General features: G+C 73.2%; 19 protein-coding genes. 7 read left to right on the top strand and 12 right to left on the bottom strand.

What is annotated here, in order from left to right:
* Positions 1-5: 5 nt before the first annotated feature.
* Together AC3YO9_RS17195 and AC3YO9_RS17190 are read left to right on the top strand one after the other, a co-directional pair.
* On the top strand, positions 6-1,058 hold the full coding sequence (locus AC3YO9_RS17195; RefSeq protein ID WP_489984020.1) for a FecCD family ABC transporter permease: 1,053 nt from the start codon (positions 6-8) through the stop codon (positions 1,056-1,058).
* Positions 1,055-1,873, top strand: a complete 819-nt coding sequence (locus tag AC3YO9_RS17190; RefSeq protein ID WP_489984019.1) for an ABC transporter ATP-binding protein — start codon at positions 1,055-1,057, stop codon at positions 1,871-1,873. Before AC3YO9_RS17195 ends, AC3YO9_RS17190 begins: the two co-directional genes overlap by 4 nt.
* Positions 1,874-1,912: 39 nt before the next feature.
* Here AC3YO9_RS17190 and AC3YO9_RS17185 read toward each other — a convergent pair whose 3' ends face one another.
* Positions 1,913-3,514, bottom strand: a complete 1,602-nt coding sequence (locus tag AC3YO9_RS17185) for an acyl-CoA synthetase (protein ID WP_489984018.1) — start codon at positions 3,512-3,514, stop codon at positions 1,913-1,915.
* A gap of 208 nt (positions 3,515-3,722) precedes the next feature.
* On the opposite strand from AC3YO9_RS17185, the gene AC3YO9_RS17180 reads away from it, so the two are divergent.
* The gene (locus AC3YO9_RS17180) at positions 3,723-4,484 is read left to right on the top strand and encodes an SDR family NAD(P)-dependent oxidoreductase (protein WP_489984017.1); all 762 of its coding nucleotides are present in this window, start codon (positions 3,723-3,725) and stop codon (positions 4,482-4,484) included.
* Here AC3YO9_RS17180 and AC3YO9_RS17175 read toward each other — a convergent pair.
* Positions 4,481-5,686 carry a thiolase C-terminal domain-containing protein gene (locus AC3YO9_RS17175; protein WP_127782571.1) on the bottom strand — a complete coding sequence of 402 codons (1,206 nt, stop codon included), beginning with the start codon at positions 5,684-5,686 and terminating at the stop codon, positions 4,481-4,483. The two genes, AC3YO9_RS17180 and AC3YO9_RS17175, sit on opposite strands and share 4 nt — an antisense overlap.
* Positions 5,687-5,786: 100 nt before the next feature.
* Between AC3YO9_RS17175 and AC3YO9_RS17170 the strand changes: the two genes are divergently transcribed.
* From AC3YO9_RS17170 to AC3YO9_RS17160, 3 genes are all read left to right on the top strand, one after another.
* Positions 5,787-6,881 carry a TIGR03617 family F420-dependent LLM class oxidoreductase gene (locus AC3YO9_RS17170; RefSeq protein ID WP_489984100.1) on the top strand — a complete coding sequence of 365 codons (1,095 nt, stop codon included), beginning with the start codon at positions 5,787-5,789 and terminating at the stop codon, positions 6,879-6,881.
* Positions 6,874-7,701: an enoyl-CoA hydratase-related protein gene (locus AC3YO9_RS17165; protein WP_127782569.1), complete on the top strand. Its 828-nt coding sequence runs from the start codon at positions 6,874-6,876 to the stop codon at positions 7,699-7,701. Before AC3YO9_RS17170 ends, AC3YO9_RS17165 begins: the two co-directional genes overlap by 8 nt.
* Before the next feature lie 323 nt (positions 7,702-8,024).
* Positions 8,025-8,324, top strand: coding sequence for a hypothetical protein (locus AC3YO9_RS17160; RefSeq protein ID WP_127782568.1), 300 nt, complete (start codon positions 8,025-8,027; stop codon positions 8,322-8,324).
* Here the strand turns inward: AC3YO9_RS17160 and lgt are convergent.
* From lgt to AC3YO9_RS17130, 6 genes are read right to left on the bottom strand one after another with little or no spacing between them, the layout of a single operon-like run.
* On the bottom strand, positions 8,321-9,316 hold the full coding sequence (gene lgt, locus AC3YO9_RS17155) for a prolipoprotein diacylglyceryl transferase (RefSeq protein ID WP_489984016.1): 996 nt from the start codon (positions 9,314-9,316) through the stop codon (positions 8,321-8,323). The two genes, AC3YO9_RS17160 and lgt, sit on opposite strands and share 4 nt — an antisense overlap.
* Positions 9,313-10,095, bottom strand: a complete 783-nt coding sequence (gene trpA / locus AC3YO9_RS17150) for a tryptophan synthase subunit alpha (protein WP_489984099.1) — start codon at positions 10,093-10,095, stop codon at positions 9,313-9,315. Before trpA ends, lgt begins: the two co-directional genes overlap by 4 nt.
* Positions 10,096-10,112: 17 nt before the next feature.
* Positions 10,113-11,423, bottom strand: coding sequence for a tryptophan synthase subunit beta (gene trpB / locus AC3YO9_RS17145; protein ID WP_489984098.1), 1,311 nt, complete (start codon positions 11,421-11,423; stop codon positions 10,113-10,115).
* Between the two features lie 39 nt (positions 11,424-11,462).
* Positions 11,463-12,272: an indole-3-glycerol phosphate synthase TrpC gene (gene trpC / locus AC3YO9_RS17140; protein WP_127782566.1), complete on the bottom strand. Its 810-nt coding sequence runs from the start codon at positions 12,270-12,272 to the stop codon at positions 11,463-11,465.
* Positions 12,273-12,276: 4 nt separating this feature from the next.
* Positions 12,277-13,041, bottom strand: a complete 765-nt coding sequence (locus AC3YO9_RS17135; protein WP_127782565.1) for a TIGR02234 family membrane protein — start codon at positions 13,039-13,041, stop codon at positions 12,277-12,279.
* Positions 13,034-14,569: an anthranilate synthase component I gene (locus AC3YO9_RS17130; RefSeq protein ID WP_127782564.1), complete on the bottom strand. Its 1,536-nt coding sequence runs from the start codon at positions 14,567-14,569 to the stop codon at positions 13,034-13,036. The genes AC3YO9_RS17135 and AC3YO9_RS17130 overlap by 8 nt, the downstream gene beginning before the upstream one ends.
* Positions 14,570-14,676: 107 nt before the next feature.
* On the opposite strand from AC3YO9_RS17130, the gene AC3YO9_RS17125 reads away from it, so the two are divergent.
* Positions 14,677-15,135 carry a peroxiredoxin gene (locus AC3YO9_RS17125; RefSeq protein WP_127782563.1) on the top strand — a complete coding sequence of 153 codons (459 nt, stop codon included), beginning with the start codon at positions 14,677-14,679 and terminating at the stop codon, positions 15,133-15,135.
* A 19-nt stretch (positions 15,136-15,154) separates the two neighbouring features.
* Here the strand turns inward: AC3YO9_RS17125 and hisI are convergent, their stop codons facing one another.
* From hisI to priA, 4 genes are read right to left on the bottom strand one after another with little or no spacing between them, the layout of a single operon-like run.
* Complete coding sequence (gene hisI, locus AC3YO9_RS17120) at positions 15,155-15,517, bottom strand: phosphoribosyl-AMP cyclohydrolase (RefSeq protein WP_127782562.1); 363 nt, start codon at positions 15,515-15,517, stop codon at positions 15,155-15,157.
* The gene (gene hisF / locus AC3YO9_RS17115; protein ID WP_127782561.1) at positions 15,514-16,287 is read right to left on the bottom strand and encodes an imidazole glycerol phosphate synthase subunit HisF; all 774 of its coding nucleotides are present in this window, start codon (positions 16,285-16,287) and stop codon (positions 15,514-15,516) included. The genes hisI and hisF overlap by 4 nt, the downstream gene beginning before the upstream one ends.
* Positions 16,284-17,111, bottom strand: coding sequence for an inositol monophosphatase family protein (locus AC3YO9_RS17110; RefSeq protein ID WP_489984015.1), 828 nt, complete (start codon positions 17,109-17,111; stop codon positions 16,284-16,286). The genes hisF and AC3YO9_RS17110 overlap by 4 nt, the downstream gene beginning before the upstream one ends.
* Positions 17,108-17,842 (bottom strand): bifunctional 1-(5-phosphoribosyl)-5-((5-phosphoribosylamino)methylideneamino)imidazole-4-carboxamide isomerase/phosphoribosylanthranilate isomerase PriA, encoded by a 735-nt coding sequence (gene priA / locus AC3YO9_RS17105; protein ID WP_127782560.1) that lies wholly within the window; start codon positions 17,840-17,842, stop codon positions 17,108-17,110. Before priA ends, AC3YO9_RS17110 begins: the two co-directional genes overlap by 4 nt.
* Positions 17,843-17,901 lie beyond the last annotated feature (59 nt).

Here is a 17,901-nt window from a genome sequence, read left to right as displayed (position 1 = left end):
AAGCAATGACGCACCCACCCGGCTCGCCGGTCCCCGTCGCCGCCCCCACCCGCCTGACGCCCCGCCACCTGGTGGTCGCCGTGGCGGGGCTGGTGGTCGTCGTGGTGGCCGCGGTGCTCATCGGCGCCGTGGACCTGGGACCCGGCCGGGTGTTCGGCGAGGTCTGGGCGCAGGTCACCGGTGGCACCTCGCCGCTGAGCTCCACCGAGGCCGCCATCCTCTGGCAGCTGCGGGTGCCGCGGGTGCTGCTGGGCGTGCTGGTGGGCGCCGCGCTCGCCTGCTGCGGCGCTGCGTTCCAGGGCGTGTTCCGCAACCCGCTGGCCGATCCCTACCTGCTGGGCGCCGCTGCCGGAGCGGGGCTGGGCGCCACCCTGATGATCGTGCTGGTCACGCCGGACACGCTGCCGGTCGACCCGGTGCCCGCCGGGGCGTTCGTGGGTGCGCTGGTGGGGGTCGGGCTGGCGTGGCTGGTGAGCCAGTCGGCCGGGTCCGGCCCCGGGGTGCTGGTGCTCGCCGGCGTGGCCGTCGCCGCGTTCCTCTCCGCGGTGCAGCTGGCGCTGCAGACCGCCCACCCCGACCGCATCCGCGCCATCTACTCGTTCATCCTCGGCTCGCTGGGCACGCCGGGCTGGGGCGCGGTGGTGCAGACCGCCATCTACGTCGGGGTGAGCTGCGGGGCGCTCGCCGGCTGCGGGCGCCTGCTGGACGTGCTCAGCCTGGGCGACACCGAGGCCAGCACCCTGGGGATCCGCCCCGGCCGGGCGCGGCTGCTCATCGTGGTGGCCGCGTCGCTGGGCACGGCAGCCGCGGTGTCGGTCTCCGGGCTCATCGGCTTCGTGGGACTGGTGGTGCCGCACCTGGTGCGGCTGGTGCTGGGTGGCTCCTTCCGGGTGATCCTGCCGGTGTCGCTGCTGGCCGGCGGAGCGTTCCTGGTGCTGGCCGACCTGCTGGCCCGCACGGTGGTCTCCCCTGCCGAGCTGCCGGTGGGCGTGGTCACCGCCTTCGTGGGCGGACCGTTCTTCGCCCTGCTGCTGCGTCGCACCAAGGCCCCCGCATGAGCGGCCCGCGCCCCACCGGGGGAACCACCAGCAGCATCCGGGCCACCAACCTCGGGGTGCAGCGCGGCGCCACCTCCGTGCTGCGCGGGGTGGACCTGGACGTGCCGCCGGGCTCCTGGCTGGCGGTGGTGGGCCCCAACGGTGCGGGCAAGTCCACCCTCCTCGCCGCGCTGGCCGGGCTGCTGCCCTGCACCGGGGAGGTGTGCCTGGGTGGGCGCGAGCTGCGCCGGATGAACCCCCGCCAGCGGGCCAAGGTGCTCGCCTACGCCCCGCAGGAGCCGGTGCTGCCGGCGGACCTGACCGTCACCGACTACGTGCTGCTCGGCCGCGTCCCGCACCGCTCGATGCTGGGCGCCGACCGCCCCGCCGACACCGCGCTGGCAGCACAGGTGCTGGCCCAGCTCGACCTCACCGCGCTCGCCGGGCGACGGCTGGACCGGCTCTCCGGCGGCGAGCGGCGGCGAGCGGTGCTCGGCCGGGCGCTGGCCCAGCAGGCTCAGGTGCTCCTGCTGGACGAGCCCACCACCGGCCTGGACATCGGCCACGCCCAGCAGCTGCTGGAGCTGCTGGACGAGCTGCGCCACGCCACCGGCACCACGCTGGTGACCACCCTGCACGACCTCACCCTGGCCGGGCAGTACGCCGACGCCCTGCTGCTCGTGCACGAGGGCGCGCCGGTGGCCGCAGGCACGCCCGCGCAGGTGCTGCGCACGGACGTGCTGCGGGAGCGCTACCAGGCCGAGCTCACCGTGCTCGACCCCGGCGACGGCTCGCTGGCCGTGGTGCCGCTGCGTCCGAGCACCCGACCGGACTGACCCGGTCGCGGACGGCAGGCGCTGGCGGCGCACCAGGGGTCAGGCGAGCGACTCCGCCGCGGTCTTCTTGGCCCACCGGTAGTCGGCCTTGCCGCTGGGCGAGCGCACGATCGTCGGCGCCACCACCAGCGCGCGCGGCACCTTGTAGCCCGCCACCTGGGTGCGGCAGTGCGCCATGAGCTCCTCCAGCGACGGCTCCTGCTGGCCCTCGCGCACCTGGACCACCGCCGACACCTGCTCGCCGAAGCGCGGGTGCGGGGTGCCCACCACCAGGGCGTCCATCACCGCGGGGTGGCTCTTCAGCGCCTGCTCCACCTCCTCCGGGAAGACCTTCTCGCCACCGGTGTTGATGCACAGCGACCCGCGGCCCAGCAGCACGATGGTGCCGTCCGCCTCCACCTGCGCCATGTCGCCCAGCACCGACATCCGCACGCCGTCCACCACCGGGAACGTGGCGGCGCTCTTGGCCGGGTCGCGGAAGTACTCCAGCGGCACGTGGCCCAGCCGCGCCAGGTAGCCGATGTCCTCGGAGCCGGCGGCGATGGGCTGCAGCCGCTCGTCCACCACCACGCTGTGGCTGGACGCGGGCAGCCGCACGTGTCCGTCCGCGCCGAGCTGCACCTGGCCGTCGGCGCCGGACTCCGAGGCCCCGAAGTTGTCCAGCAGGAAGATGTTGGGCAGCAGCTCGGTGAGCTGGTCACGGACGCTGCGCGACCACAGCGCCCCGCCGGAGCCGATGAGGAACAGCGAGCTGAGGTCGAACTCGCCCTGGTGCTCGGCGATGGCGTCGGCCAGCGGGCGGGCCATGGCGTCGCCCACCAGCATCACCGAGCTGCACTTCTCCGCCTCCACCAGCCGCAGCACCTCGAGCTCGTCGAACTGCTTCATCAGCACCTGAGTGGCGCCCATGTAGAAGGTGCTGAACATCGAGTACACCGCGGCGCCGTGCATCAGCGGGGCCGTCACCAGGAACTTCAGGGTGCCGGCCTTGGCGGTGGCCGACTCCACCACCTCGGCCACCGTGTTCAGCGGCTCGCCACCGTGGTTTCCACCGCCCAGCGCCGCGTAGTAGAAGTCCTCCTGCCGCCACACCACGCCCTTGGGCATGCCGGTGGTGCCACCGGTGTAGATCACGAAGTGGTCGTCGGGGCTGCGCTCGCCGAACCCGCGGGACTCCGGCTGGGCGGCCACCGCCTGGTGGTAGTCGGCGTGCTCCACCCCGGACAGGGCCGTGCCCGCCGGCAGGGTGTCCAGGGTGAGCACGTGCTTGATGCCGGGCGCGGCCGGCAGCACCGCGGCCGCGCTGGGCACGAACTCCGCCTCCACCACCAGCGCGACCAGGGCGGCGTTGTCGTAGAGGTAGCTCAGCTCGGTGTCGGTGTAGCGGAAGTTCACCGTGATGGGCACGACCCGCGCCTTGAGGCAGGCGAGCAGGGCCTCGACGAACTCGATGCGGTTGCGCATGTGCAGGCCGACGTGCTCGCCCGGCTGCAGGCCCAGCGACAGCAGGTGGTGGGCCAGCCGGTTGGCGCGGGCGTCCAGGTCGGAGTAGGTGAGCCGGTCGCCCTCGCAGATCAGCGCCTCGTGGTCGGGCAGGGCATCGGCGACGGCCTCGTACAGGTCGGCAAGGTTCAGCGACATCTCTCGGTCCTTCAGGGTGGCGGCCGGCAAGGTCAAGGGTGTAACCCAGATCACTTCACGTTCGAGCAGTGTGACACAAGCAGCGTCCCGGCAACCGGGACTGCTCTGGTGTCCGCGGGACGCATGTGCTCTCTGGGGCTTCCCCTGGGCCCGGAGTCCCCCGCGCGGCTGTCCCCCGGGTGGGCCTCGGCCGTGGGAGCATCCGCCGATGACGAGCACGGAGCTGCCCCTGCAGGACAAGGTCGCCCTGGTCACCGGTGCGTCCTCCGGGCTGGGCCAGGAGGTGGCCCGGCTGCTCACCGCCCGCGGCGCCCGGGTGTTCGGCGTCGCCCGCGACAAGGACAAGCTGCACCAGGCGATGGCTGACGTCACCGCCGACCCGAGCAGCCACTCGCTGGCCGTGGACCTCGCCGACCCGGCGGTGTGCCGGGAGGCGGTGTCGGCGTGCGTGGCCGCGCTGGGCGGGCTGGACGTGCTGGTGAACACCGCCGGTGCCCACACCCTGCGGCACACCGGCCAGGTCAGCGACGACCAGTGGGAGCGCGACCTGGCGGTGAACCTGAGCGCCCCGTTCTTCCTGTCCCAGGCCGCGCTGCCGCACCTGCTGGAGCGGGCCGGCAACATCGTCAACGTGTCGTCGGTGGCCGGCGTGCAGGGGCAGGCCTACTCGGCCGGGTACTGCTCGGCCAAGCACGGGCTGATCGGGCTGACCCGGGCCATGGCGGTGGAGTTCACCGCGGCGACGCTGCGGGTCAACGTGGTGTGCCCGGGTGGGATGCTCACCCCGCAGGTCACCGGCTTCACCTTCCCCGACGGCGCCGACCTGGACCTGGTGATGCGCTCGGCGGCGCCGCGGGGGCTGATGGAGACCAGCCAGGTCGCCCCGCTGATCGCCTTCCTCGCCTCCGACGACGCCGCCGCGATCACCGGCGGGGTCTACCTGCTGGACAACGGCAAGACCGCCGGCTAGGCGTCCGCGGCGGTGAGGGTGCCCGCCCGGTAGAGGGTGACCACGCAGGCCCCGCCCAGGCCGAGGTTGTGCTGCAGGCCCACGGTGGCCCCCTGCACCTGACGCTTGTCGGCCAGCCCGCGCAGCTGCCAGCTCAGCTCGGCGCACTGGGCCAGGCCGGTGGCACCGAGCGGGTGGCCCTTGGAGATGAGCCCGCCGGAGGGGTTGACCACCCACCTGCCGCCGTAGGTGGTGGCGCCGGACTCCACCAGCTTGCCGCCCTCGCCCACCGGGCACAGGCCGAGGCCCTCGTAGGTGAGGATCTCGTTGATGGAGAAGCAGTCGTGCAGCTCGATGACGTCCACGTCGTCCACGGTCAGCCCGGACTCGGCGAAGACCTGCTCGGCGGCGGCGCGGGTCATCGGGCTGCCCACGGCGTCGATGCACCGGTTGCTCTCGAAGCACTCGGTGGTGTCGGTGGTCATCGCCTGGGCGACGATCTCCACCGCCTGGCCCTCCAGGCCGTGCTCCCGCACGAAGGCCTCGCTGACCACCACGGCCGCGGCGGCACCGTCGGACGTCGGGGAGCACTGCGACCGGGTGAGCGGGTGGTGGATCATCCGGTCCTCCAGCACCCGCTCCAGGGTGTAGGAGTCCTGGAACTGCGCGTACGGGTTGTTCACCGAGTGCCGGTGGTTCTTCACCGCGACCGCAGCGATCTGCTCGGCGGTGGTGCCGTAGAGCTCCATGTGCTCGCGGGCGGCGTCACCGAAGATCTGCGCGGTGATCGGCGAGGCCTCGATGCCGTGGGCGTTCTTCATGATGGCCAGGTGCCGGTCGATGGTGCTGACCTTCGGCATCTCCCCGGTCATGCCGCCGCGGGTCATCTTCTCGAAGCCGACGGCCAGCGCGCACTCGGCCTGGCCGCCCTGCACCCACTCGCGGGCCATCATCAGCGCGCTGGAGCCGGTGGCGCAGTTGTTGTTGACGTTGAACACCGGGACACCGGTGAGCCCGATGTCGTACAGCGCCCGCTGCCCCTGCGCCGAGGGGCCGGCGGTGTAGCCCACCGACGCCCGCTGCACGGCGTCGTAGGTCAGCCCGGCGTCGGCCAGCGCCGCGTTCACGGCCTCGCCCACCATGTCCGGGTACTCCCAGTCGCGGCTCTCGACCTTGCAGAAGGGCGTCATCCCGACACCGACGACGAAGGCGCGTGCGCTCATGGCTTGTTTCCTCACGGAGGTGGTGGAGCTGGACGGGGCAGACCGGGGCACTGCCGTGTGACGCTAACCACCCTCACCACCTCCGCCCGGACCCCTCCCGATCACCGGGACACGCCACTGCAGCACCCACCGACCGGCTAGGTTCGGCCCGTCCGGGCTCTGTTGCCGCTGGGGAGGACCCGCCATGAGAGTGAGCATCCAGCTCGACGCCGGCCCGGGCCGGGCCGGGGCACGTGCCGTGGAGCTGACCCAGACCGGGGCGGACGGGCTGTTCACCTTCGAGGGGCAGCACGACGTGTTCTTCCCGCTGGTGGAGGCCGCAGCGACGGTGGACGTGGCGCTGATGACCAACGTGGCCATCGCCCTGCCCCGCAGCCCGCTGCACCTGGCCCACTCCGCGCACGACCTGCAGACGTTGAGCCGGGGGCGCTTCGCCCTGGGCCTGGGCTCGCAGATCCGCCCGCACATCGAGAAGCGCTACGGGTCCACCTGGTCGCGCCCGGCAGCGCGGATGGGCGAGACGGTGCGGGCCATCAAGGCCATCTTCGCCGCGTGGGAGGGCACGGCGCCGCTGAGCTTCCGCGGGGAGTTCACCACCCACACGCTGATGGCGCCCAGCTTCACCCCGGCTCCGCACCCCTACGGCCCACCGCCGATCCTGCTGGGGGCGCTGGGCCCGGTGATGACCCGCACCGCCGCCGAGGTGGCCGACGGGCTGCTGGTGATGCCGTTCAACAGCGAGCAGCACTTCCTCCAGCGCACCCTGCCCGCGGTGCAGGAGGGCCTGGACCGGGCCGGGCGCAGCGCTGACTCCTTCGACGTGATCCCGCAGGTGATCGTGGCCGTGGGCCGCACGCGGGAGCAGCAGGCCGCCGCGGTGCGGGGGGTGCGCGGCCTGCTCGCCTTCTACGGCTCCACCCCCGCCTACCTGCCGGTGCTGCAGGTGCACGGCTGGGAGGCCGCGCAGCCCGAGCTGAACGCGTTGTCCAAGCGGGGCGACGTGGCCGCGATGATGGGCTGCGTGGACGACGAGATGGTGACCACGCTGGCCGTGGTGGGCACGCCGGAGCAGTGCGCGGAGGAGATCCTGCGCCGCTACGGCGACCACGCGGAGCAGGTGTGCTGCTACTTCCCCGGCTACCCCGAGGACCCCGCCGACGTGGCCGACCTGGTCACCGCCCTGCACCGTGGCTGACCCGGCGGCGGCGCCGGAGCTGCTGGTGGAGGTGTCCGACGGGGTGGCGGTGCTGACGCTGAACCGACCCGCCCAGCGCAACGCCTTCACCGCGACCATGGGCCGCGCGCTGGGGGCGGCCTACCGCGACTGCGACGCCGACGACGACGTGCGGGCGATCGTGCTCACCGGGACCGCACCCGCCTTCTGCGCGGGCGCCGACCTCGGCTCGGCCGGCGACACCTTCGGCCGCCCCGGCGACGACTTCAGCGCCTCCCCGGTGAACCCGCCGGCGTTCGCGCTGCGCACCCCGGTGATCGCCGCGGTCAACGGCCACGCCGTGGGCATCGGGCTGACGCTGGCGCTGCAGGCCGACGTCCGGGTGGTGGCCGCCGACGCCAAGTACGGGGTGGTGCAGGCCCGCCTCGGTGTGCTGGGCGACGCGATGTCGCACTGGACGCTGCCCCGCATCGCCGGTGCCGCCGCCGCCGCGGAGATCCTGCTGACCGGGCGCACCTTCGACGGCGCGGAGGCCGTGCGGCTGGGCATCGCCACCCGCTGCCTGCCGGCCGAGCAGGTGCTGCCCGCCGCGCTCGCCCTGGCCACCGACATCGCCGAGAACGTCGCGCCGATGTCCGCGGCGCTGAGCAAGCGCCTGCTGTGGGACACCGTCGAGCACGGCTACACCGCCGCGCAGGTGGCCGCGCTGGAGACCGAGGCGCACCACCGGGTGATGGGCGGAGCCGACGCCCGCGAGGGGGTGCTCGCCCACCTGCAGCGCCGCCGTCCGCAATGGTCGTCGCGGGTGAGCCAGGAGTGGACCGACCTGCCGCGGCCCTGACCCCCGCCGCAAGGACGCCGTCAGGACTGGCCTTGCGGGCGTCAGGAACGCGTCAGGGATCGTCCCGGCCGTCGTCGGCGGAGCTTCACTGATCTCCGGGGCAACGCTGCCCGGAGGGAGCACCGATCATGTCGACGTCAACCAGCATCGCCCGGCGGCCACCAGCCGGGCAGGACCCGGGCAGTGACGACGAGGACTGTCGTGACCAAGATTGTCGTGACCAAGACTGCCGTGACCAGCACTGTCGTGACCAGGGCCCGAGCGAACCGGGCTGGCGGGAACCGAGACTGCCGGTCGCCCTCGCCGCTCCGCTCGGGTTCGCGGTGACGCTGACAGTGGCCGCGGCACTCACCGCCGGCCGGGAGCTGCTGGCTCCGTCGCAGGCCGTGGCCTGCATGTGTCTGGCGATCGCCGCGCTCGGCTGGTGCAGCACCGTCCGCGGCGCGTTGCTGTGTGCCGGCATCGGGTGGCTGATGTTCAACGGGTTCGTCGTCAACAGCGCCGGCACGCTGGCCTGGGACGGCGCAGGCGACCTGCTCCGCGCGGGCCTGTTCGCTGGCACCGCGCTGACCTTCGCCTGGCTCCGTGCCCTCGCGCTGTGGTCCCGGCGGGTGCTGGACTAGTGGTTGCCCAGCTTGCCGGGGCGGTCGTCAGAGTCGGCTGTGCCGGACTCTGCCGTGCCCGACTCCCCAGCCCCCGACTCCCCTGCTTCTGACTCCGTCTCGTCCGGGCTGGCCTGGGCGGACCGGCCCGTCAGCTCGGACGGATCCTCCCGCCCCTTCTTGGCGAGGACGAAGTACGTCACCGCACCGAGGAACACGATCACTGCGGTGAACACGTTGATCCGCACGCCGAACAGCGTGTTGGCGAAGTCCACCCGCATCAGCTCGATCCAGAACCGGCCCGCGCAGTACCCGGCCACGTACAGCGCGAACGCCCTGCCGTGGCCGAGCCGGAAGCGGCGGTCGGCCCACACCACCAGCGCGGCGACCGCCAGGTTCCACAGCAGCTCGTACAGGAACGTGGGGTGCACGGTGGCCACCGGCACCGCCCCTACCGGAACGCTGCCGTTCAGCTCGTCGGGCAGCCCGGCGTCGTTGAGGCGCTGGTAGATGTCCATGCCCCAGGGCAGCGTGGTGGCGCGGCCGTAGAGCTCCTGGTTGAAGTAGTTGCCCAGCCGGCCGATGGCCTGGGCCACCACGATGCCGGGTGCGACGGCGTCGGCGAACGCGGGCAGCGGGATGCCCTTGCGGCGGCAGGCGATCCAGGCACCCACCCCACCGAGCAGCACCGCGCCCCAGATGCCCAGGCCGCCGTCCCAGATCTTCAGCGCGTCCACGGGGTCGCGGCCCGCGCCGAAGTACTTCTCGTGGTCGGTGATCACGTGGTACAGCCGGCCGCCCACCAGGCCGAAGGGCACCGCGAACACCGCCACCTCGGTGACGGTCTCCGGCTCGCCGCCGCGGGCCACCCACCGCTTGTTGCCCCAGACGATGGCCACGATGATGCCGGCGATGATGCACAGCGCGTAGGCGCGCAGCGGGAAGGGCCCGAGCTCCCACACCCCCTGCGGGGGACTGGGGAACGAGGCCAGCACCACCCCGGCGGAGGTCACTGCCCGACGCCGGCCGGGCTGGCCGCCCGGACGCCCGCAGCCAGCTCGGTGACCAGGGTGGCCACCGCCTCCTGGCTCTCGGTGCTGGCCGTGACGATGGCCGACCCCACGATCACCGCGTCGGCGTAGCCGGCGACCTCGGCCGCCTGCGCACCCGAGCGCACGCCCAGGCCCACGCCGATCGGGATGTCGGAGTGGCTGCGGATCCGCTTGACCAGGCTGGGCGCGGAGCTGGCGACGGCGTCGCGGGCCCCGGTGACCCCCATGGTGGAGGCGGCGTAGACGAAGCCGCGGCTCACCGTGGCGGTGCTGGCCACGCGGGCCTCGGTGGAGGAGGGCGCGAGCAGGAAGATGCGGTCCAGGTCGTGGGCGTCCGCCGCGGCCAGCCACGCGTCGGCCTCGTCCGGGATGAGGTCCGGGGTGATCATGCCCAGGCCGCCGGCGGCGGCCAGGTCGCGGGCGAAGGCGTCCACGCCGTAGCGCAGCACCGGGTTCCAGTAGCTCATCACCACCGCGCGGCCGCCGGCGGCGGCGACCTGCTCCACCACACCGATGACGTCGCGCAGCCGGGTGCCCGCCCGCAGCGCGGTGTCGGCCGCGGCCTGGATGGTGGGCCCGTCCATCACCGGGTCGGAGTAGGGCACGCCGACCTCCACCAGGTCGCAGCCGTTGTCGACCATGGTGCGCAGGGTGCGGACCGAGCCGGGCACGTCAGGGAAGCCACCGGGCAGGTAGCCGACCAGCGCGGCGCGCCCCTCGGCGCGGCACTGCTCGAACATCGGACCGAGACGTGAGCTCACAGCTGCTCCCCTGTTCCTGATCCCGCGCCGTCCTCGGGGTTGGGTGCTGGGTTGTCCAGCGCGGCCTCGTCGATGACGTGGAACCACCGGGCGGCGGTGTCCACGTCCTTGTCCCCACGGCCGGACAGGCTCACCAGGATGACGGCGCCCTCGCCGAGCTCGCGGCCCAGCTTGAGCGCACCGGCCACGGCGTGCGAGGACTCGATGGCCGGGATGATGCCCTCGGTGCGGCACAGCAGCCGGAAGGCGTCCATGGCCTCGGTGTCGGTGATCGGCTCGTACTCGGCGCGACCGATGTCCTTGAGCAGCGAGTGCTCCGGGCCCACGCCGGGGTAGTCCAGCCCCGCCGAGATGGAGTGCGTCTCCATGGTCTGGCCGTCGTCGTCCTGCAGCAGGTAGGACAGCGCCCCGTGCAGCGAGCCCGGGCTCCCGCCGGTGAGGGTGGCGGCGTGCTTGCCCGAGGCGACGCCGTCCCCGGCGGCCTCGTAGCCGACCAGCCGGACGTCGGGGTCGTCCAGGAAGGCGTGGAAGATGCCGATGGCGTTGGACCCGCCGCCGACGCAGGCGACCACGGCGTCGGGCAGCTGCCCGGTGCGCTGCAGCACCTGGGCGCGGGCCTCCAGGCCGATCACCCGGTGGAAGTCGCGAACCATGGTCGGGAACGGGTGCGGGCCGGCGACGGTGCCCAGGCAGTAGTGGGTGTCGTCGACGTTGCTGACCCAGTCGCGCAGCGCCTCGTTGATGGCGTCCTTGAGGGTGCGGGAGCCGGTGGTGACCGGGACGACCTCCGCGCCGAGCAGGCGCATGCGGGCCACGTTCAGCGCCTGCCGCTCGGTGTCCACCTCGCCCATGTAGACCACGCACTCCAGGCCCAGCAGCGCGCAGGCGGTGGCCGTGGCCACGCCGTGCTGGCCGGCGCCGGTCTCGGCGATCACCCGGCGCTTGCCCATCCGCTTGGTGAGCAGCGCCTGCCCGAGCACGTTGTTGATCTTGTGCGAGCCGGTGTGGTTGAGGTCCTCGCGCTTGAGCAGGATGCGTGCCCCACCGGCGTGCGGGGCCAGCCGCTTGGCCTCGAACACCGGGGACGGCCGGCCGGTGTAGTCGCGCTGCAGCTCGTCCAGCTCGGTGAGGAAATCCGGGTCGGTGCGTGCCTTCTCGTAGGCGGCGGTGAGCTCCTCGAGGGCGCCGATCAGCGCCTCGGGCACGAACCGGCCGCCGTAGTCACCGAAGTGACCGGTGGCGTCGGGATCGTGGTCGCTGCTGTGGATCAGCCCTGAGCTCGCGGTGGGCAGATCCCCGGAGGGCACATGCGTGGAGGTCACGCGCCCATTCTCCCCCAGAGGGTCTCAGCGCGAGGGCTTGGGGCAGGAAGGGTGCGATCCGGCGGTGACGAGGTCGGACACGGCGCTGCGCGGGTCGCCGCTGGTCACCAGTCCCTCCCCCACCAGCACCGCGTCCGCGCCGGCGCCGGCGTAGGCGAGCAGGTCGGCCGTGCCGCGCACGCCCGACTCCGCCACCTTCACCACGTCGCTGGGCAGGCCCGGGGCGATGCGCGCGAACACGTCGCGGTGCACCTCGAGGGTCTTGAGGTCGCGGGCGTTGACGCCGATGACCTTGGCGCCGGCCTGCAGGGCACGGTCGGCCTCGGCCTCGGTGTGCACCTCCACCAGCGCGGTCATGCCGAGGGACTCCACCCGGTCCAGCAGCGCCGTCAGGGTGTTCTGCTCCAGCATCGCCACGATCAGCAGCACCAGGTCAGCACCGTGGGCACGGGCCTCGTGGATCTGGTACGGGCCGACGATGAAGTCCTTGCGCAGCACCGGGATGCTCACCGCGGCGCGCACGGCGTCGAGGTCGGCCAGCGACCCGCCGAAGCGGCGCTCCTCGGTGAGCACGCTGATCACGCGGGCGCCACCAGCCTCGTACTGCGACGCCAGCACCGCCGGCTCCGGGATGTCGGCCAGCGCGCCCTTGGACGGGCTGGACCGCTTCACCTCGGCGATGACGGCGATGCCCGGCTCCTTGAGCGCGGCCACCACGTCCTGCGCGGGCTTGGCCTGCTGCGCCGCGGCCTTGACGGCCTCGAAGTCGGTGATCTTCTCCCGGGCCGCCACATCTGCCCGGACACCCTCCACGATCGAGTCGAGAACGCTCATCGCGTCAAGCCCCCCTTCCCTGCTCGCCCTGCTCAACCTCGCTGAGCCTATCCGGGTGGTGACCTACGTCTCTCATCGGGGCGGCAGGCTGTTGCGCAGCTGTGCCGGTTCCGTGATCAGCGGTCGGGTCCTGTCCCGCGCTGAGGGCGTCCCACAGCTGTCGCTCGGTGACGTCGTCGTCGGTGACAGCCGCCTGCGTGGCCCGCTCGCGCTGCACCGCAGGGGTCTCGTAGCGGGTGGACAGACCACCGGCACGGCGCGGGGCGCGGGCCAGCAGCACGGCGGCGGCCACGGTGAGCAGCGCACCGAGCAGCGCCAGCAGCGGTCCGACGACCGACGCGGAGGTGCTCACCTGCTGGGCCAGCACCGGCGGGGTGATCAGCTCGGCGGCGTGCTCGGCGGAGGGCCCGCCGACCAGCGCCACCACGGCCGGCTCGGCCGCGGCCACCGCGACGACCAGCAGCACCAGCGCCAGCACCCGCACGGCCAGGCCGCGCAGCGCGAAGACCGCGGCGACCCCGGCCAGCAGCACCAGGGCCAGCGGGGTGAGCTGCGCCGCCCAGGTGCTGCCGAGGAGGTCGGCCTCGCGCACGCCCCGCAGGTCGTCCTCGGTGCGTGCCTGCACCCACTGCACGCGGGAGGCGGCCCACAGCGCGACGGCGCCGAGCACCAGCAGCACCGCGGGCACGCGCAGGCCCGACCGGCCTGCCTTCGGGGCGGCCGGCTCCGGTGCCTGGTCGGTCCCCGGCGCCTGGTTGGGATCAGTCATCGGCCACTCCACGCATCGTCTCGGCCGCCGCCACCGCCGACAGCACGGCCAGCGCCTTGTTCACCGTCTCGGTGTCCTCGGCGGCGGGGTCGGAGTCGGCGACCACGCCACCGCCGGCCTGCACGTAGGCGGTGCCGTCCTTGAGCACCGCGGAGCGGATGGCGATGGCGGTGTCGGCGTCACCGGCGAAGTCCAGGTAGCCCACGATGCCGCCGTAGACCCCGCGCCGGGTGGGCTCCATCTGCTCGATGAGCTCCAGCGCCCGCGGCTTGGGGGCACCGGACAAGGTGCCGGCGGGGAAGCACGCCGTCACCGCGTCCAGCGCGGTGCGGTCGGCGGCCAGGCGGCCGGTGACGGTGGAGACCAGGTGCATCACGTGGCTGTAGCGCTCCACGTGCCGGTACTGGGTGACGGTGACCGTGCCCGGCTCGCACACCCGGCCCAGGTCGTTGCGCCCCAGGTCGACGAGCATCAGGTGCTCGGCGTTCTCCTTGGCGTCGGCGCAGAGGTCCTTCTCCAGCAGCAGGTCTTCCTCGGTGCTCGCCCCGCGCCAGCGGGTGCCGGCGATGGGGTGCGTGGTGGCCACGTCGTCCACCACGGTGACCAGCGCCTCCGGGCTGGAGCCGATGATGTCGAAGGCGGTGCCGCCGTGGGCGTCGGGCACCCGGAACAGGTACATGTACGGGCTCGGGTTGGATGCGCGCAGCACCCGGTAGATGTCCAGCGCCTCGGCCTGGGTGGGCATCTCGAAGCGCTGCGAGAGCACCACCTGGAACGCCTCGCCGGCCTCGATCTCGCCGATGAGCTTGCGCACTCCGGCCTGGTGCTGCTCGCTGGTGGTCCGCCGGTGGAACTGCGGGCTGGGCCGGTCGAAGGCGGTGACCGTGGACGGCGCGGCCGAGGCCAGCTTCGTGGTCATCGCGTCCAGCCGCTGCACCGCCGCGGTGTAGGCCTCGTCCACCCGCTCGTCGCTGCCGTCGAAGTTCACCGCGTTGGCGATGAGGGTGATGGTGCCCTCGTGGTGGTCCACCGCGGCCAGGTCGGTGGCCAGCAGCATCACCATCTCCGGCAGCTGCAGGTCGTCGGTGGCCAGCTCGGGCAGGCGCTCCAGGCGGCGCACCGTGTCGTAGCCGAGGTAGCCGACCATGCCGCCGGTGAGCGGGGGCAGGTCGGGCAGGCGCTCGGAGCGCAGCAGCTGCAGGGTCTCGCGCAGCACGTCCAGCGGGTCGCCGCCGGTGGGGGCGCCGGCGGGCACGATGCCCTGCCAGTGCGCCTGACCGTCCACCACGGTCAGCGCGGCGGCGCTGCCCACGCCGATGAACGACCAGCGCGACCAGGAGCGGCCGTTCTCCGCCGACTCCAGCAGGAACGTGCCGGGGCGGTCACCGGCCAGCTTGCGGTAGGCCGAGACGGGGGTCTCGGAGTCGGCCAGCAGCTTCCGCGTCACCGGCACCACGCGGTGCTCCGCCGCGAGGGCACGGAACTCCGCGCGAGTGGGACTCGTCTCCCCGAGGTGCGCACCAGACATGGCTGACAGTCTCCCAGCCAGGCCCGACGTCCCCGCGTGCGCCCCGTCCCTGGCCGTGCCACCCCACCATGGCCCAGCCGACGAGCCGGGGGGATACCGTCTGGAGAATGAAGCAGGGAGAGAAGGCGCCGGACTTCACGCTGCCCGACCAGCAGGGCACGCCCCGGTCGCTGTACCAGCTGCTGGAGCAGGGCCCGGTGGTGCTGTTCTTCTACCCCATCGCGTCCTCGTCGGGCTGCACCGCGGAGGCGTGCCACTTCCGGGACCTGGGCGGTGAGTTCACCGAGCTCGGTGCCCAGCGGGTGGGCATCAGCACCGACAGCGTGTCCCGGCAGCAGAAGTTCGCCACCGCCCACACCTTCGACTACCCGCTGCTGGCCGACGAGGACGGGCAGGTGGCCGACCTGTTCGGGGTGCGGCGCCGGCTGCTGGGCAAGCTGGCCCCGGTCAAGCGGGTGACCTTCGTGATCGACACCGACGCGGTGGTCCTGGCTGCGCTGAGCAGCGAGACCAAGATGAGCTCGCACGCCGACCGCGCGCTGGACGTGCTGCGGGCACGGCCCTAGAGCCTGGCCCCGGCAGCAGCTAGCTGGGGCCGAGCAGCACGTCGGCGTCGAAGCAGGTGCGCTCGCCGGTGTGGCAGGCCGCACCCACCTGGTCCACCACCAGCAGCAGGGTGTCGCCGTCGCAGTCCAGGCGCACCTCGTGCACCTGCTGGGTGTGGCCAGAGGTCTCGCCCTTGACCCACAGCTGCTGGCGTGAGCGCGACCAGTAGGTGGCCTTGCGGGTGGCCAGCGTGCGGGCCAGCGCCTCGTCGTTCATCCACGCCACCATGAGCACCTCGCCGGTGCCCTGCTGCTGCGCCACCGCGCACACCAGCCCGTCGGCGTTGCGCTTGAGCCGGGCGGCGATCGCCGGGTCCAGCACCGGAGCCTGTGCCTCGCTCATCGGACCTCGATGTCCTCGGCGCGCATGGCGTCCTTGACCGCACCGATGGTCAGCTCACCGAAGTGGAAGACGCTGGCGGCGAGCACCGCGTCGGCCCCGGCGTGCACCGCAGGCGCGAAGTGCTCGATGGCCCCGGCTCCCCCGCTGGCGATCACCGGCACGGTGACCGCGGCCCGGGCGGCAGCGATCATGGCCAGGTCGAAGCCCTGCTTGGTGCCGTCGGCGTCCATGGAGTTGAGCAGGATCTCCCCCACCCCCAGCTCGGCACCGCGCCGGGCCCACTCGATGGCGTCGATGCCGGTGCCGCGCTTGCCACCGTGGGTGGTGACCTCCCAGCCCGACGGGGTGGGCTCGGCGCCCTCGGGGACGGTGCGGGCGTCCACCGACAGCACGATGCACTGCGAGCCGTAGCGCTGGCTCAGCTCGCTCAGCAGCTCCGGGCGGGCGATGGCCGCGGTGTTCACGCTGACCTTGTCGGCGCCGGCGCGCAGCAGCTGGTCCACGTCGGCCACCGACCGCACGCCCCCGCCCACGGTGAGCGGGATGAACACCTGCTCGGCGGTGCGCCGGACCACGTCGATCATGGTGGCGCGCTCGCCGGAGGAGGCGGTGACGTCGAGGAAGGTGAGCTCGTCGGCACCCTGGGCGTCGTAGGCCGCGGCCAGCTCCACCGGGTCGCCGGCGTCCTTGAGGTTGGCGAAGCGCACCCCCTTGACCACCCGGCCGCCGTCGACGTCCAGGCACGGGATGACCCGCACGGCGAGGCTCATGCGTGCGCCGCCGACAGGTGGTCGGCGGGGTCGCCGAGGGCGCCGATCAGCTCGAGCATCTCCTGGTGCACGCCGGGCGAGGCCGCCAGCACGGAGGGCGAGGTGATGGTCCAGGGGTTGCCCGCCAGGTCGGTGACCACTCCCCCCGCCGCGCGGACCTGGCAGACGCCGGCCGCGTTGTCCCAGGCGTGGTGGCCGAAGGTGACCGAGCCGCCGAGCAGGCCGGCGGCGGTCCAGGCCAGCTCGAGGCCGGTGGAGCCCAGCATCCGCACGCGCAGGCAGGCGCGGCTGACCTCACCGAACACCTGGTAGCGGTACTCGCCGGGGTAGTGCCCGCCGGAGGCGCGGTTGAGCGCGCCGACGCTGGTGGTCGAGGACTGCAGGGTGCGGCTCTGCAGCCGAGGTACCTCCACGCCGTTGCAGAACAGCGGGCCGTCCTGCACCGCGGTGTAGCGCTGGTTGAGCAGCGGCAGCCAGGTCAGCCCGGCCACCGGCACGCCGTCGTGCACCAGGGCGAGCAGCATGCCGCTCAGCGGCAGGCCGGCGGAGTAGTTGGCGGTGCCGTCCACCGGGTCGAGCACCCACACGGTCCCGGTGGCCACGTCGGGGCCGCCGAACTCCTCGCCGTGCACCGCGATCCCGGTGCGCCGGGTCAGCTCGGCGGTGAGCCGACGCTCCAGCTCCAGGTCGACGGCGGTGGCGAAGTCCGCGGGGCCCTTCTCCACCTCGCTGGGGGCACCCAGGCCGGTGACGAAGCGCTCGCTGACCTCGTCGAGCAGGGCCGCGGCCTCGGCCAGCAGTCCTGCGGCGTCGGGGGTGCTCACTGCGATACCGCTGCCAGCGCCTCGGGCAGGGTGAAGCGGCCGGCGTAGAGCGCCTTGCCGACGATCGCGCCCTCCACACCCTCGTCCACCAGCGCGGCGATGGCCCGCAGGTCGTCCACGGTGGACACCCCGCCGGAGGCCACCACGGGAGCGTCGGTGACGGCGCAGACCTCGGAGAGCAGCTGCAGGTTGGGGCCGGTCAGGGTGCCGTCCTTGGTGACATCGGTGACCACGTAGCGGGCGCAGCCGTGCCGCTCCAGGCGCTCCAGCACCTCCCACAGGTCGCCGCCGTCGCTCACCCAGCCGCGGGCGGCGAGGCGGTACTGGTCACCGGTGATGCGCACGTCCAGGCCGACGGCAATCTGGTCGCCGAAGCGCTCGATGGCGCTGGCGCACCACTCGGGGTCCTCCAGCGCGGCGGTGCCCAGGTTCACCCGGCGGCAGCCGGTGGCCAGCGCGGCCTCCAGCGAGGCGTCGTCCCGGATCCCGCCGGAGAGCTCCACCTGCACGTCCAGCTCGCCGACCACCGCGGCGAGCAGCTCACGGTTGTTGCCGCGGCCGAAGGCGGCGTCGAGGTCGACCAGGTGCACCCACTCGGCTCCGGCCGACTGCCAGGCGAGGGCGGCGTCTCGGGGCGAGCCGTAGTCGGTCTCGCTCCCTGCCTCTCCTTGCACCAGGCGGACGGCCTGACCGTCGGCGACGTCAACAGCGGGCAGCAGGACCAGGCTCACGTGGGCCAACTCTAGTAGTCGGCGTCCGGCGCCCGACCGGCCGGTCTCGGCGACCGGGC

This window comes from Rhodococcus sp. Z6_132 (assembly GCF_058133635.1).
This window is presented reverse-complemented; position numbering and strand designations above follow the sequence as displayed.